This is a genomic window from Aeromonas sp. S5(2024), assembly GCF_041403025.1.
GTDB lineage: Bacteria > Pseudomonadota > Gammaproteobacteria > Enterobacterales > Aeromonadaceae > Aeromonas > Aeromonas hydrophila.
Window position 1 is genome coordinate 407745 of the sequence record NZ_JBGLRI010000004.1, and the last position, 13985, is coordinate 421729.

The following is a 13985-nucleotide window of genomic DNA, read 5'->3' on the forward strand; positions in this document are numbered from 1 at the left end:
TGCTTGGCTCAAATGGAGGAGAAAAACTGGCGCGGATCTTACGTGAAACGGCGCAGATTTGCACTTGAGGCGGGGGGCAACCACTGGCTGGGGGGGCAAAAACATGCCATAACAGAGCAATCAGTCAGGGTTGGGGAGGTTAGCATGCTTATCAGGGACATCATGACGACCCGGGTCGCCACCGTTTCCATGGATGACCGGCTCAATGTCATCAAGGAGATCTTCGAGCAGGCTCACTTTCGCCACCTGCTGGTGCTGGAAGAGGAGGAGCTGGTGGGGGTCATTTCAGACCGGGATCTGTTCCGCGCCATCAGCCCCTATCTGGACTCCGAGGCCGAGATGAGCCGCGACACCGAGACCCTCAACCGGCGCGCCCACCAGATCATGAGCCGCCATCCCATCACCATCGCCCCCCAGCTCACGGTGCGGGACGGGGTCAAGATGATGCTGGAGAAGAACGTCTCCTGCCTGCCGGTGCTGGAAAACGGCGCCCTGGTCGGCATCATCAGCTGGAAGGATCTGCTGCGCGCCGCCCTCGACAGCGACGCCTTCTAGGCCCGCCGGCACAGTTTGCAAGACAGCGAAAAGGGCTCTGAGGAGCCCTTTATTGTTGGCGGTCATGGCGCCTTGCCCCTGTGTCAGGGCAGCGGTTCCACCAGCAGGATATGGGAGTCATGCCCCGTCACCCGCACCTTGCTGCCGGCGAGCAGTGGCTGGTTGCAGCGCACCGTCCAGGCGGTGTCGTCCAGGTGCACCCGGCTCATCCCCTGAGACACGTCATCCAGCAGCACCAGCTCGCGGCCCAGATAGCCCTGCATCCGCTCGTTGATGGGGGCGGCGGCATCCCGGCTGGAGCGATCCCGGCGATGCTGCCAGCGCCACCAGGCCCAGGTGGTGAGCAGGGATTGCAGGCCAAACAGCAGCAGCTGCGCCTGCCAGCCGAAGGGCCAGACCAGCAGCAGCAGGCCCACTTCCAGCGCGGCGATGCCGGTCCAGAGCAGAAAGCCCACCGAGCCCAGCACCTCGATGGCCAGCAGCGCGAAGCCGAGCCCCAGCCAGTGCCAGTGGGTCAGCCCCTCGAACAGGGCTGTCATGACTTGCCGCCCTTGCCATCCTTGAACAGCTCGGCCATGCCGGCGACGGCGCCGATCAGGCTGCCCGCCTCCAAGGGCATCATCACCACCTTGCTGTTGGGGCCTTCGCCGATGCGGGCCAGCGCCTCGGTGTATTTCTGGGCCACGAAGTAGTTGATGGCCTGCAGATCCCCTTCGGCGATGGCCTTGGAGACCATGTGGGTCGCCTTGGCTTCCGCTTCGGCGGCCCGCTCGCGCGCTTCTGCGGCGAGGAAGGCGGCCTGACGCTCACCCTCGGCCTTGAGGATCTGGGACTGCTTCTCCCCTTCCGCTTTCAGGATCTTGGACTGGCGCACCCCTTCCGCTTCCAGTACCTCGGCCCGTTTCTGGCGCTCGGCCTTCATCTGGGCGTTCATGGCTTCGACCAGTGCCAGCGGCGGACGTACATCCTTGATTTCGATCCGGGTCACCTTGATGCCCCAGGGGGCGGTGGCGGCATCCATGGTGCGCAGCAGCTTCTCGTTGATGGTGTCGCGCTGGGAGAGCATCTCGTCCAGCTCCATGGCGCCGAGCACGGTCCGCATGTTGGTCATGGTGAGATTGCGGATGGCGCTGGTGAGATCGTTGACCTCATAGCCCGCCTTGCGGGCATCCACCACCTGCACGAAGCTGATGGCGTCGATGGTGACGTTGGCGTTGTCGCGAGAGATCACCTCCTGCGCCGGGATGTCCAGCACCTGCTCCATCATGATGATCTTGTGGCCGACCCTGTCCACATAGGGGATCAGCAGGTTGAGGCCCGGCACCAGAGTGCGGGTGTAGCGGCCGAAGCGCTCCACGGTCCAGTTGTAGCCCTGCGGCACTATCTTGATGCCGGCGCTCAGGGTCGCGAGCACCAGAAACACGAAGATCCCCAGCACAATCAATGACTCATTCATTATTAAGCTCCTTATGAAACACTTTCACTAGCCTATGGCCTTGCGCCTGGCACCACAAGCGCCTTGCTTCACCTTTGTCATCATACGGCTTTGTTAATTACTAAAACGCATTAAAAAGCATTTTTTATTATTTTGAGGGATAAGCAGCCCTGCCTATAGTCGCCCCATATTAGTCGTGTTCCGAGGGATGGGCCGAAATGGATTATTTGCCGATGTTTGCCAAATTGGACGGTCGCCCGGTGCTGCTGGTGGGCGGGGGCGAAGTGGCCCTGCGCAAGGCGCGCCTGCTGCTGGCGGCCGGTGCCAGGCTGACCCTGGTCTCCCCCGAGCTTGAACCCGACTTCCATCAATTTGCCGGTCGCTTCACCCATCTGGCGGAGCGCTTCACCCCGGCCCACCTGACCGGCCAGATCCTGGTGGTGGCCGCTACCGACGATCTCGAGGTGAACGCCCTGGTCTATCAGAGCGCCAACCAGCTCGGTCTGTTCGTCAACGTGGTGGACGACCCCAAGCGCTCCAGCTTCATCTTCCCTTCCATCATCGATCGCAGCCCCATCATGGTGGCCGTCTCCAGCGGCGGCAAGGCGCCGGTGCTGGTACGCCTGTTGCGCGAGCGGCTCGAGAGCCTGCTGCCGCGCCATCTTGGTGGGCTGGCCGAGCTCTCCGGCCGGGTGCGCGATCAGGCCAAGCGGGTGCTTTCCTCGATCTCCGATCGTCGCCGCTTCTGGGAGCGCGCCTTTGCCTCCAACACCCTGGCCGGTCTGATTGAGAAAGAGGATTGGCAGGGGGCCGAGCAGTGGCTGAACGATGGCCTCGACCAGGCGACAAGCGAAGTGGGCGAGGTGGTGCTGGTGGGGGCGGGCCCCGGCGATCCGGGCCTGCTGACCCTCAAGGCGCTGCAACAAATTCAGCAGGCTGAAGTGGTGCTCTATGACCAGCTGGTCTCGCCAGAGATCCTGGATCTGGTGCGCCGCGACGCCACCCTGGTGTCGGTTGGCAAGAAGGCCGGCGCCCACAGCGTGCCGCAGGAGGAGACCAATCGCCTGCTGGTTACGTTCGCCAAAGCGGGCAACCGGGTGGTGCGGCTCAAGGGGGGCGATCCCTTCATGTTCGGCCGTGGCGGCGAAGAGCTGGAAGTGCTGGCCGACGAAGGCATCCCCTTCTCGGTAGTGCCCGGCATCACGGCGGCTGCCGGTGCCACCGCCTATGCCGGCATTCCGCTTACCCACCGCGACCATGCCCAGAGCGCCGTCTTCATCACTGGCCATTGTCAGAAAGAGGGCAAGGAGCCCGACTGGCAGCAGCTCGCCGCCACCAGCCAGACCCTGGTGATCTACATGGGGCTGATGCGCTCCGAGCACATCCAGCAGCAGCTGGTGAGCCATGGCCGCAGCAGCGCTACTCCCATCGCCATCATCGAGCGCGGCACCACATCCCGCCAGCGGGTGCTGACCGGCACGCTGGCGGATCTGGCGGAGCTGGCCAAACAGGCGGTGAGCCCGTCCCTTATCGTCATCGGCGAAGTGGTCGCCCTGCGCGAGCGGCTCGCCTGGTTTGGCGAGGGGCAACAGCAGGGCACCAGCGACCTCAAGCTGGTGAGCCTGGCCTGAGCGCTGGCAGCGACATCCATCGATTTGACGGTGCGGCCATGGCGGCACCGACCTGAACCAACACCGCGCCCTGACCAAGCGCGTTAGCAATGAACCGAGGACCCAGACATGGACCGTGAAAGACTGACCCACTTGCAGCAGCTGGAAGCCGAGAGCATCCACATCATCCGCGAGGTGGCTGCCGAATTTGAAAACCCGGTGATGATGTACTCCATCGGCAAGGACTCCTCCGTCATGCTGCACCTGGCCCGCAAGGCCTTCTATCCGGGCAAGATCCCGTTCCCCTTGCTGCACGTCGACACCGACTGGAAGTTCAAGGAAATGATCAAGTTTCGCGATGAGACCGCCAAAAAGTACGGGCTGGATCTGATCGTCCACAAGAACCCGGACGGCCTCGCCATGGGCATCAACCCCTTTGTGCACGGCAGCGGCAAGCACACCGACATCATGAAGACCGAGGGGCTCAAGCAGGCGCTCAACAAATACGGCTTCGACGCCGCCTTCGGTGGTGCCCGCCGCGACGAGGAGAAGTCCCGTGCCAAGGAGCGGGTCTACTCCTTCCGCGACAAGTCTCACCGCTGGGATCCGAAAAACCAGCGCCCGGAGCTGTGGCGCGTCTACAACAGCCAGGTCAACAAGGGGGAGAGTATCCGGGTGTTCCCGCTCTCCAACTGGACCGAGCTCGACATCTGGCAATACATCTACCTCGAGAACATCGACATAGTGCCGCTCTACTTTGCGGCCCATCGCCCGGTGGTGGAGCGCAACGGCATCAAGATCATGGTGGATGACGAGCGCATGCCCATCGGCCCTGAAGATGAGGTGAAGCAAGAGTTGGTGCGCTTCCGTACCCTCGGCTGCTACCCGCTGACCGGTGCCATCGAATCCGCTGCCACCACCCTGCCGGAGATCATCGAAGAGATGCTGCTCACCACCTCGAGCGAGCGGCAGGGGCGGCTCATCGACCACGATCAGGCCGGCTCCATGGAGCAGAAGAAGCGTCAGGGCTATTTCTAAAAAAATGTTCTAAGGAATCGCAACATGAACAACCACATTCAGACCGCCATCAGCGAACAGGGCATTGAAGCCTACCTGCACGCCCAGCAACACAAGAGCCTGCTGCGCTTTCTCACCTGCGGCAGCGTCGACGACGGCAAAAGCACCCTCATCGGCCGCCTGCTGCACGACTCCCAGCAGATCTATGAAGATCAGTTGAAAGCGCTGGAGTCCGACAGCCAGAAACTCGGCACCACCGGCGAGAAGCTGGACTTGGCGCTGCTGGTAGACGGCCTGCAGGCGGAGCGCGAGCAGGGCATCACCATCGACGTGGCCTACCGCTATTTCTCCACCGCCAAGCGCAAATTTATCATCTCGGATACCCCGGGCCACGAGCAGTACACTCGCAACATGGCCACCGGCGCCTCCACCTGCGATCTGGCCATCATATTGATCGACGCCCGCAAGGGGGTGCTGGATCAGACCCGCCGCCACAGCTTTATCGCGAGCCTCCTTGGCATCAAGCAGTTCGTGGTGGCGGTCAACAAGATGGATCTGGTGGAGTTCAGCCAGGAGGTGTTCGAGCGTATCAGCTTGGAGTACCGCGAATTCGCCAAGAAGCTCAGCGTCGACACCATCCATATCGTGCCGGTCTCGGCGCTGGACGGTGACAACGTGGTGAACCCAAGCGACAAGCTGGCCTGGTATCAGGGCGAAACCCTGCTCGCCCTGCTTGAAACAGCTGAAGTGGAGCGCGAGCTGGAACGCCACCCGGTGCGCCTGCCGGTGCAGTACGTCAACCGCCCCAACCTCGATTTTCGCGGTTTCGCGGGGACCTTGGCCTCCGGCATCCTGCGGGTCGGCGACAAGCTGGCGGTGCTGCCATCCGGCAAAGAGAGTACGGTGACCCGCATCGTCACCTTCGACGGGGATCTGGAGTACGCCCTGCCGGGTCAGGCCATCACGGTCACCTTTGCCGACGAAATTGACATCAGCCGTGGCGATCTGCTGGTGGATGCCGCCAGAAAGCCGCTGGTGACCCAGAACCTGCTGGCCCACATCGTCTGGATGGGGGAGGAGTCCCTGCAACCGGGCCGGGTCTACGACGTCAAGCTGGCCACCAAGAAGAGTCGCGGCCAGGTGGAGGCCATCCGCCACCGCATCGAGATCAACAAGCTCGATGAGCTGGATGCGAGCGAACTCAAGCTCAACGAGATCGGCCTGTGCGAGCTGAGCCTGACCGACCCGGTGGCGTTCGACCCGTATCAGGAGATCCGCGATACCGGCAGCTTCATCCTCATTGACCGGCTGACCAACGTCACCGTCGGTGCCGGCATGATAGTGGAGGGCTTGGCCGCTAAAGTGGCAACAGGGCACTACAGCGAGTTCGAAGTCGAGTTCAACGCCCTGGTGCGCAAGCACTTCCCCCACTGGCAGGCGCTGACCATCAGCAACGACGCAAGCAAGGAATAAGCCCATGACCTGGCAACAATCCCTGGTGCTGGGTCTGCTGGCTGCCCTCGTCGTCCTGCTGATCCAGGGCAAACTCAGGCCGGCGCTGCTCTTCTCGGGCGCCGTGCTCATCACCTATCTGAGCGGCCTGGCGGACATCAACGCCGTGGTGGCGGGCTACACCAACAGCGCCCTGCTGACCCTGGTGCTGTTGCTGCTGGTATCGCTCGCGGTGGAGAAGACCCGGGTCATGAGCTGGTTCGCCAACCTGGTGGGCACCGGCTCGTTCAACAAGGTGCTGGTCAAGGTGTGGTTCTCCACCGCCTTTTTGTCGGCCTTCGTCAACAACACCGCCGTGGTGGCTTCCATGTTGGGGGCAGTCAAACGCAACCCCAACCATGCGCCGTCCCGGCTGCTGTTGCCCATGTGCTTCGCGGCGACCTTTGGTGGCGTGCTGACCCTGATCGGCACCTCCACCAACCTCATCGTCAACAGCTTCCTCATCAAGATGGGGGCCAAGCCGCTCGGCATGTTCGACTTCTTTATGGTGGGGGCGGGGACCCTGCTGACCGGCCTCATTGCCGTGCTGCTGTTTGCCCGCCACCTGCCGGAGCAGGACACCGAGATGAGCCGCGAATCTGGTTACTTTCTCGAGGCCAAGGTGGGCCCCGGCTCGCCCATGGCCGGGCGCAGCGTCAAGGAGAACGGCCTGCGTAGCCTGAAAAGCCTCTATCTCGCCGAGATCATTCGCGGCAACCAGGTGATCTGCCCGGTGCAGCCGGAACACGAGTTGCACGAGGGGGACATGCTGCTGTTTTGCGGCGATGTGGAGAGTGTCGGCGTGCTGCAGGAGCTCAAGGGGCTGGATCTCTACGGCCAGCACCGCCTCAACGGCCAGCACCTGGTGGAGGTGATCGTCAGCCACAGTTCGCGGCTGGTGGGCCAGACCATCAAGGATGCGGAGTTTCGCACCCACTTCGATGCGGTGGTGCTGGCGGTGCGCCGGGGCGAGACCCAGCTCACCGGTGGCCTCGGCCTGATTGAGCTGCACGCAGGGGACACATTGCTGCTGGCCCCCGGCCCCAAGTTTGCCGGCAACAAGTCCCTCTCCCGCGAGTTCGTGGTGGTGAGCGGGCTGGAAGCCTCCACCCGGCTCGATGCCACGCGCAGCGCCGCCGTGGTGGGTGGTTTTCTCGGGGTGCTGGCGCTGTCGGTGTTCGACCTGGTGCCGCTGTTCAAGGGGCTGCTGGTGATGCTGGTGGTGCTGCTGTTCTCCCGCATCCTGACCCTGGACGAGATCCGCCGCCGCTTTCCGCTGGATATCTGGCTGGTGGTGGGCGGGGCGCTGGCCATCGCCGATCAGCTGGAAAAAAGCGGGCTGGCCCGGGTCATCGCCGACTGGCTGATGGGAGAGTTCAACGGGGCCAGCCCCTTGATCGCCTTTATCGGCATCTACCTGTTCACCCTGGTGCTGACCGAGCTGATGAGCAACAACGCCGCCGCGGCGCTGGCCTTTCCCATGGGTTATCAGCTGGCGCTCAGCATGGATGTCTCCACCATGCCGTTCATTCTGGCGGTGCTGTTTGGGGCGAGCTCCAGCTTTATTCTGCCCTACGGCTACCAGACCAACCTGATGGTCTATGCGGCGGGCAACTACAAGATGCCGGATTATCTCAAGCTGGCCCTGCCGGTCTCCCTGGCCTACAGCATCGGGGTGATCGTCATGGTGCCCCTGCTGTTTCCGTTTTAAGGCGCCGCAACTGGGGGCCTGGTACCTTGCAGGAAATAGGAATACACGACGACCATGGCCCCGTCTGTGGCAAGTGGCCAGAGGCTGAGCTCAAGGAGCCAGACCGTTTCAGCATTGAGGCGCGCGCGCCAAGCAAGGAGTGTGAATGAGCAATATCGTGTGGCATGCCCATGCCGTCGACAAACAGAGCCGGGCCGAGCAGAAGGGACAAAAGCCGCTGGTGATCTGGTTTACCGGGCTCTCCGGGGCGGGCAAGTCCACCCTGGCGGGGGCACTGGAGCAGGCGCTGGCCGCGCAAGGCAAGCACACCTATCTGCTGGATGGGGACAATGTGCGCCACGGCCTCTGCGGCGATCTCGGCTTCGATGACGCCGCCCGTCAGGAGAATATCCGCCGGGTCGGCGAGGTGGCAAAACTGATGGTGGATGCGGGCCTTATCGTGCTCACCGCCTTTATCTCGCCGTTCCGTGCCGAGCGCGAGCTGGTGCGCAGTCTCTTGGGCGAGGGGGAGTTTGTCGAGGTCTTTGTCGATGCGCCGCTCGCTGTCTGTGAGGAGCGCGACCCCAAGGGGCTCTATAAGAAGGCGCGGGCAGGGGAAATTCGCAACTTTACCGGTATCGACTCCGCCTATGAGGCACCGGAGCAGCCGGAAATCCATCTGCTCAACGCCGGCAAGCCGGTCGCCGCGCTGGTGGATGAGCTGCTGACCGCCCTGCGGCAGCGGGGCTTGATCGATTAAGGTCGATTGTCTGCACCGAATATTGATAAATAAGGGGGCGTTTGCTCCCTGGTTTATTGCCTACCAAATATTTCCCTTGGTAAGTTGCGAACAAGTCACATAACACGGAAACACCCACCGGTAATCCGTTGATGTTAAATAGCTAAAATTATAATATTTTGTTCATAGGATACACATTCACTTTTTCCCTAAGTGAACATGTATTTCACATTCAGGGCAGATGTTTTTGAATCTATTTATTTTGCCAGGTATTTCTTCGAAAGGTATGTATACACTCCAATTATCTTCGATTGATAATTTAGAACAATAAATGCATTGGTATGTCCATCTTTCTATGGAACATACATAACACTTTCTATTTTCCAGATTAAATGTTTCACGCTGACAAGCAGGGCATTGGCAGATTGAAGCAGATGAAATATTTTCATGCTTAAATCGTTGCATTGCCCTTGCTTCTAATTCATCAAGATATTTAGATAATGCCAATAGTTTTTTGTGTAATCCAGTAGTTAACTCTGCAAGCACATCAACGTCAAGATGAGAATTACAGAATGAAGTGTAAAAACCCATAAGGATTATATAGTGCGATTTAATTTGTTCTAGTGGGACTTCAAACTCAAAATGTACGATCTGATTGCGAATTTTTGCCGCACTTTCTAATGTTTCTTTATCGGCAGCTGTCAATGTAATGTTATCAATTTTTGCTAATCTATTAATTGCTGAATTTAAGTCTACAGTATTTTTTGGTGAATCAATATTGCTATAGATGAGAATTTCATGAGTGTTTTTAAGTTTTTCCTTAAGGATTAACTCTATTGCTTGCACGAGTAAAAATATAGCCAGCTTCCAATCTTGCGTTGCAGTTTCTGCATTAATTGCTTTTTTGACTGATTCAATGAAAAAACTCACTGAGTTTTCGAGTAGAGTCATTTTAAGTTTTGACACAGATTTATCCTTAAGAGGCCAGTTTTTAATTTTTGGGCCACGAAGTGGCCCGCATTGCTTTTTGTTAGGTTTTCCATTTTATGTTATAAATCGACAATAAGTGATGGCAAAGAGAGTAGTGTATTAATAAGTGGCTTATCGCCAGTATAAAGAGGTGATTTACCAGGCAGCCCCACCAAGTTTATTGGTTAGGGTTACTTAACTTCGACTTTAACCACATATTCATATCGCTGACGACCTCTTTGCGCTGACTTTTCCCGTCACTGTTCTTCAATCCATGATCGAGTTTTTCATAACGCCGATACTCGATATTGTTCTTCCCGAGTTCTTTAAGGCGCTGCATCATTTCATCTGTTTTTTGCGGTGATACCGAGGTATCCATTCCACCCTGAATGATCAGCAAAGGAGATTTTATGTTTTGCAGGGTATCAAGCTGATCGATGGAGAGCATCTGCTGCCACCAATGATAGCCATGTCCGCTCACCTCAAGCTCAAAGGGTTTGCTGTTAAGAACATGCTCGGCAAACCCTTTAAAGTCATCGACCTCTTTTCTCGCCGCTGCGGGGTTTTTATGCTTTACCGCGATGCTGTGTGAGACGTCATCGATAAACCAGCGGCCACCACCATTAAATGCGATGGTGGCATCGATATAGTTAACATCTGCGGTCACCAGGTTGGCGATCACAGCCCCTTCACTGCCGCCCAGGAGAATTAATTTCTTATATTGACCATCTTTTCGAACGGTATCGAGCACAACCTTGATATCTGCTACCCGCTGCGCAGGGCTGTCCTTTTCAAGGTACTGAGCAGGACAATCCTTGCGTGCCGGATCGGTACTGTATTTTAATTTGCTATCAATGCCATATTTTTCGATTAACAACAGGTCAGCTTCTGGCCAAACATTTTTATAGTCGGAAAGTATCGAATCAATGTTAAGCACACTGTTGCAATCAGAGCCTTGCAGAATCAACAGCAGTGTCTCTGCATCGTGGGAATGTTGGGCCAAATAATAGGAGATAGGCGAGCCATCCCACCTGCTGGCTGTGCGGGTGGTGATATCTTCAGCATTACTAGTGAATGTCAAAAAGAGCAAAAGTAAAAATATCGCTCGAATTTTCATTTTGGCCCCTGGCAGTAATAAGATGGAAGTTATTAATGATCCGATAACCCGACAACTTGAATAATTTTATCGCTTTTATAGCAGCGGCTGAAAACTCACATTCCCTGGTATCTGAATGTATTTGTGCTGCCACTCGTTTATCTATTTCATCGGGCAAGGCTACCGCCCCTGAATTTCAGCCTCCAGTCTGCTGCGCTTTCCCTGCGGTGTTGCTCTGGTCTGGTACATGGCTGACTCCGACAAGAGGTGATCTGATGGTTATGTTACCGAACGGAGCCTTTTAGGGAAGGGGGAGTGAGTGCTTTCTCGAGCAGGATCAATAAATTGAGCTGCATGGGGTGGCGGTCGAGCGATGGGGGAGCTCCGCGCCCTTGTTTGTTAAATGCTCGCTGCGCATTTGGACGGGGGAATGAACTGCGGGGCCGTGACGCTGTTGAGTGAGGCGCAGCACAGATGCCAGGGTGAGGGCATCAAGGTTGGGCCAGTGATGGGGTGGGTGTCTCCATGCGGTCAGCTCTGCATGATCCACAAGAGATAAATGGGCCCGCTGCCGGTGACGACAGGGGCCTTTTTTTGTTGTTAGCGCACGGTCTTGGGGTCAGCGGGCCAGCACTACCTGGCCGCTGGGTCTGGGGTTGTCGAATTGATGGGGGACGGGCTGCTGCTGGAACTGGCGTACCAGCCGATCCAGGTCACTCAGCTGTCGTACCAGCTGGTTGATGCCCTGTACGGCATGCTGGCTGCCTTGGCTTGAGTCATCGGCCAGGGTCTTGATGCTGAGCACGTTGCGATCGATATCGGCGGTGACCTGGGACTGCTCCTGCACGGCCTGGGCTATCTGGCTGCTGCCGGAGGCGACCTGCTGCAACATGCTGTTGATCTGCTGCAGTATGGTGCCGGTGGCGGAGGCCTTCTGCTGGCAGCTGGCGGAGAGTTGCCCCCCTTTCTCCATCGCCAGTTCGGCATTGCCTGCACTGGCCTGCAGCAGGGTGATCATCTTCTGGATTTCGCCGGTGGAGGACTGGGTCTTGATGGCCAAGGATCTGATCTCATCCGCCACCACCGAGAAGCCGCGGCCCGCCTCGCCGGCCCGGGCTGCCTCGATGGCTGCATTGAGGGCGAGCAGATTGGTCTGGTTGGCGATGCTGTTGATGACATCGAGAATGCCGTCGATGTCCCGGCACTGTGCCGCCAGAGTGTGGATCACCGTTTTTGAGGTGGTGAGCTCGCTGTGCATCCCCTCGACCGCCCCTATGGTCTCCTGCACGCTGCGGTTGCCCTCCCGGAACAGCTCGGCGGTTTCATCGAGCAGGCCGGAGGCGGCGGTGGAGCTGTGGGAGACCTCGTGGATTGACTCGGCCATCTGGGTGATGGCGGTGGCGACCTGATTGGTCTCGGCCTGCTGTTGCTGCAGGTTGCTGGTGATGGACTCGGCATTGCGCAGATCGCCTTCGGCCGAACGAAGGATCCGGCTGCAGGTCTGCTGGGTGCGTGCCAGCACGGCGTTGAACTCGGCCTGATTCATCAGCATGGCGAGCTCGATGGCGGCGATGTTGTCGACCTTGTTGGTGTAGAGCAACTGCATCAGCGGGTTGTCGAAACGGCTGCGGGCCATCTTGTCGAGCTTGCCGAGGCGACGGGCCAGGGCATGGGTGATCATGGCTGCCTGCAGCAGCGGTACGGCCGCCAGGGCCAGCTGCCAGAGCGCTGCCTGTTGATACCCCAGCGCAACCATGGCCGTCAGGCTCAGCAGCAGGCAGAGCCCGATCGCCAGGGTGTGGGAGAAGGTCGGCAGCCGGAGCGCCAGCGGGGCCTTGTCAGCGCGCAGCCCAGCATAGATACGCTCGGCCCGCTGCTTGATCTCCTCACTGGGGGCGGTACGCACCGATTGATACTCCACCACCTTGCCGTGGGCATCCTTGATCGGCGTGACGAAGGCGCTGACCCAGTAGTGATCGCCATTCTTGCAGCGATTCTTCACCGGCCCCATCCAGCTTTTGCCGGCCCGAATATGGTGCCAGAGATCGGCGAAGGCCTGCTTGGGCATATCCGGGTGGCGCACCAGGTTGTGGTGCTCCCCTTGCAGCTCCTCCAGATTGAAGCCGGCGATATGGCAAAACTCGTCGTTGGCATAGGTGATGCGGCTCTCCAGATCCGTGGTGGAGATCAGGCTCTGGTGCTCCGGATAGAGGCGTTCGCGCTGGGTAACGGGTTGATTGATTCTCATGGTGGCTCCGGAACAGGGTTGCTGGAAAGATGTATGACAAATGCAAGTCATGAGCCAGCGCGCAGAGATTGATGATTATTTTATGAATAGCGGGTGATGAAGGTGAAACGAGTCAGCCTGGCTCAGCCAGGAGGGCAATTATTGGCAGCGAAATGGAGAAGGATTCGCATTTCGAGAACCGTTTTGGCAACGGCTGGTCGATATTTCGCAAGATGCTGCGGCGGTGTGCGAAACCACGGAGCCCGGGGCGGGCTCCAGGGGATCAGGGGGCAGGGTCGACCGGGGCAGGCTCCGGTCCGGCGGGCGGGGTCAGCATCATGGTCTCGATCTGCAGTCCCTGCACCAGCACGGTTTTCAGATCCTGCAGGTACTCCTCCAGCGGCGGCTCCTGCAGCAGCTGGGCGATCTCGTTGCCGACCGGGGTCAGCCGGTAGTAGAGCAGGGTGATGTTGGCCTGCTTGCGCTGCAGCCGCCAGCGCTGATCGCCGAACTCCAGCTCCACCCCGTCAGCGGGCAGCGGGCCGGACTCCAGCTCGCCCCGGTGCAGCAGGCCGAGTTCAAACAGCTGCAGCAGGGCGTTGTAAGGGATGCGGTACTTGCCAAGGCCGAGCCGGGTCACCCGGGCGCGGCTGAGCAGGCTGGCCCCCTTGTGCAGCCCCAACAGCAGGCGCTGCTCGTCGCTGCCCACGTAGTGGCAGGAGAGGGAGCAGATGCGCTGGAACAGCTGGGCCTCGCGCTGGGTCATCTCCTTGAGGGTGGAGAGCGCGCGGATGGAGAAGCGGCCCGGGGTGGCGATCTCGATGGCGAAGATGCGGCCCCACAGCTGTTGCATGGGCACCATGCTGATATCTTCCGCCAGTTGCAGGAAGCGGGTCAGCCAGTCGCTGTCCATCTCGCCGCCGGCGGCTGTCTCCTCGCAGTGGCGGGAGGCCATCACCATGATGGCTTCCAGGTTGCGCTGGCGGGCGGCCTGATCCGCCAGCTGGCGAAAGGTGGCGCGCTGCTCGAAGGTGCTGTCGCTGTTGCGAGTGAGCATGCCGTCGATACCGCGGCTGCGGGCCAGGCGCAGGGTCTGCTCCTGGCTGCTCAGGATGGAACTCTCTTTCTTGGGCGGGGGCAGGTCAGCCATGCTGGC

General features: G+C 59.2%; 12 protein-coding genes. 6 read left to right on the forward strand and 6 right to left on the reverse strand.

What is annotated here, in order from left to right:
* Window positions 1-144 precede the first annotated feature (144 nt).
* Window positions 145-555: a CBS domain-containing protein gene (locus ACB032_RS11435; RefSeq protein ID WP_011707313.1), complete on the forward strand. Its 411-nt coding sequence runs from the start codon at window positions 145-147 to the stop codon at window positions 553-555.
* An 83-nt stretch (window positions 556-638) separates the two neighbouring features.
* Here the strand turns inward: ACB032_RS11435 and ACB032_RS11440 are convergent, their stop codons facing one another.
* Together ACB032_RS11440 and ACB032_RS11445 are read right to left on the reverse strand one after the other, a co-directional pair.
* A complete protein-coding gene (locus ACB032_RS11440; RefSeq protein ID WP_269384920.1) occupies window positions 639-1094 on the reverse strand; it encodes an NfeD family protein in 456 nt (151 codons plus the stop codon).
* A complete protein-coding gene (locus ACB032_RS11445) occupies window positions 1091-2011 on the reverse strand; it encodes an SPFH domain-containing protein (RefSeq protein ID WP_011707311.1) in 921 nt (306 codons plus the stop codon). Before ACB032_RS11445 ends, ACB032_RS11440 begins: the two co-directional genes overlap by 4 nt.
* Window positions 2012-2208: 197 nt before the next feature.
* On the opposite strand from ACB032_RS11445, the gene cysG reads away from it, so the two are divergent.
* The 5 genes from cysG (at window position 2209) to cysC (ending at window position 8558) form a co-directional block, all read left to right on the forward strand.
* Window positions 2209-3621 carry a siroheme synthase CysG gene (cysG, locus tag ACB032_RS11450; RefSeq protein ID WP_371137962.1) on the forward strand — a complete coding sequence of 471 codons (1413 nt, stop codon included), beginning with the start codon at window positions 2209-2211 and terminating at the stop codon, window positions 3619-3621.
* Between the two features lie 108 nt (window positions 3622-3729).
* On the forward strand, window positions 3730-4638 hold the full coding sequence (cysD, locus tag ACB032_RS11455; protein WP_039214485.1) for a sulfate adenylyltransferase subunit CysD: 909 nt from the start codon (window positions 3730-3732) through the stop codon (window positions 4636-4638).
* A gap of 24 nt (window positions 4639-4662) precedes the next feature.
* Window positions 4663-6090, forward strand: a complete 1428-nt coding sequence (gene cysN / locus ACB032_RS11460) for a sulfate adenylyltransferase subunit CysN (protein WP_371137963.1) — start codon at window positions 4663-4665, stop codon at window positions 6088-6090.
* 4 nt (window positions 6091-6094) lie between these two features.
* Complete coding sequence (locus tag ACB032_RS11465) at window positions 6095-7819, forward strand: SLC13 family permease (RefSeq protein WP_371137964.1); 1725 nt, start codon at window positions 6095-6097, stop codon at window positions 7817-7819.
* A 145-nt stretch (window positions 7820-7964) separates the two neighbouring features.
* Window positions 7965-8558, forward strand: a complete 594-nt coding sequence (gene cysC, locus ACB032_RS11470; RefSeq protein WP_371137965.1) for an adenylyl-sulfate kinase — start codon at window positions 7965-7967, stop codon at window positions 8556-8558.
* Window positions 8559-8735: 177 nt separating this feature from the next.
* Here the strand turns inward: cysC and ACB032_RS11475 are convergent, their stop codons facing one another.
* The 4 genes from ACB032_RS11475 to ACB032_RS11490 form a co-directional block, all read right to left on the reverse strand.
* Window positions 8736-9503 (reverse strand): hypothetical protein, encoded by a 768-nt coding sequence (locus ACB032_RS11475; protein WP_371137966.1) that lies wholly within the window; start codon window positions 9501-9503, stop codon window positions 8736-8738.
* A 181-nt stretch (window positions 9504-9684) separates the two neighbouring features.
* A complete protein-coding gene (locus ACB032_RS11480; RefSeq protein WP_371137967.1) occupies window positions 9685-10623 on the reverse strand; it encodes an alpha/beta hydrolase family protein in 939 nt (312 codons plus the stop codon).
* Window positions 10624-11221: 598 nt separating this feature from the next.
* Complete coding sequence (locus tag ACB032_RS11485) at window positions 11222-12850, reverse strand: PAS domain-containing methyl-accepting chemotaxis protein (RefSeq protein WP_371137968.1); 1629 nt, start codon at window positions 12848-12850, stop codon at window positions 11222-11224.
* A 262-nt stretch (window positions 12851-13112) separates the two neighbouring features.
* A complete protein-coding gene (locus tag ACB032_RS11490) occupies window positions 13113-13979 on the reverse strand; it encodes a TIGR03899 family protein (RefSeq protein WP_371137969.1) in 867 nt (288 codons plus the stop codon).
* Between the last annotated feature and the right edge of the window lie 6 nt (window positions 13980-13985).

What these genes read in the sequence shown, in the direction of transcription:
- ACB032_RS11435 (WP_011707313.1), top strand. Translation starts at nt 145, where the DNA reads ATGCTTATCAGGGACATCATGACGACCCGGGTCGCCACCGTTTCCATG.
- ACB032_RS11440 (WP_269384920.1), bottom strand. Translation starts at nt 1,094, where the DNA reads ATGACAGCCCTGTTCGAGGGGCTGACCCACTGGCACTGGCTGGGGCTC.
- ACB032_RS11445 (WP_011707311.1), bottom strand. Translation starts at nt 2,011, where the DNA reads ATGAATGAGTCATTGATTGTGCTGGGGATCTTCGTGTTTCTGGTGCTC.
- cysG (WP_371137962.1), top strand. Translation starts at nt 2,209, where the DNA reads ATGGATTATTTGCCGATGTTTGCCAAATTGGACGGTCGCCCGGTGCTG.
- cysD (WP_039214485.1), top strand. Translation starts at nt 3,730, where the DNA reads ATGGACCGTGAAAGACTGACCCACTTGCAGCAGCTGGAAGCCGAGAGC.
- cysN (WP_371137963.1), top strand. Translation starts at nt 4,663, where the DNA reads ATGAACAACCACATTCAGACCGCCATCAGCGAACAGGGCATTGAAGCC.
- ACB032_RS11465 (WP_371137964.1), top strand. Translation starts at nt 6,095, where the DNA reads ATGACCTGGCAACAATCCCTGGTGCTGGGTCTGCTGGCTGCCCTCGTC.
- cysC (WP_371137965.1), top strand. Translation starts at nt 7,965, where the DNA reads ATGAGCAATATCGTGTGGCATGCCCATGCCGTCGACAAACAGAGCCGG.
- ACB032_RS11480 (WP_371137967.1), bottom strand. Translation starts at nt 10,623, where the DNA reads ATGAAAATTCGAGCGATATTTTTACTTTTGCTCTTTTTGACATTCACT.
- ACB032_RS11485 (WP_371137968.1), bottom strand. Translation starts at nt 12,850, where the DNA reads ATGAGAATCAATCAACCCGTTACCCAGCGCGAACGCCTCTATCCGGAG.
- ACB032_RS11490 (WP_371137969.1), bottom strand. Translation starts at nt 13,979, where the DNA reads ATGGCTGACCTGCCCCCGCCCAAGAAAGAGAGTTCCATCCTGAGCAGC.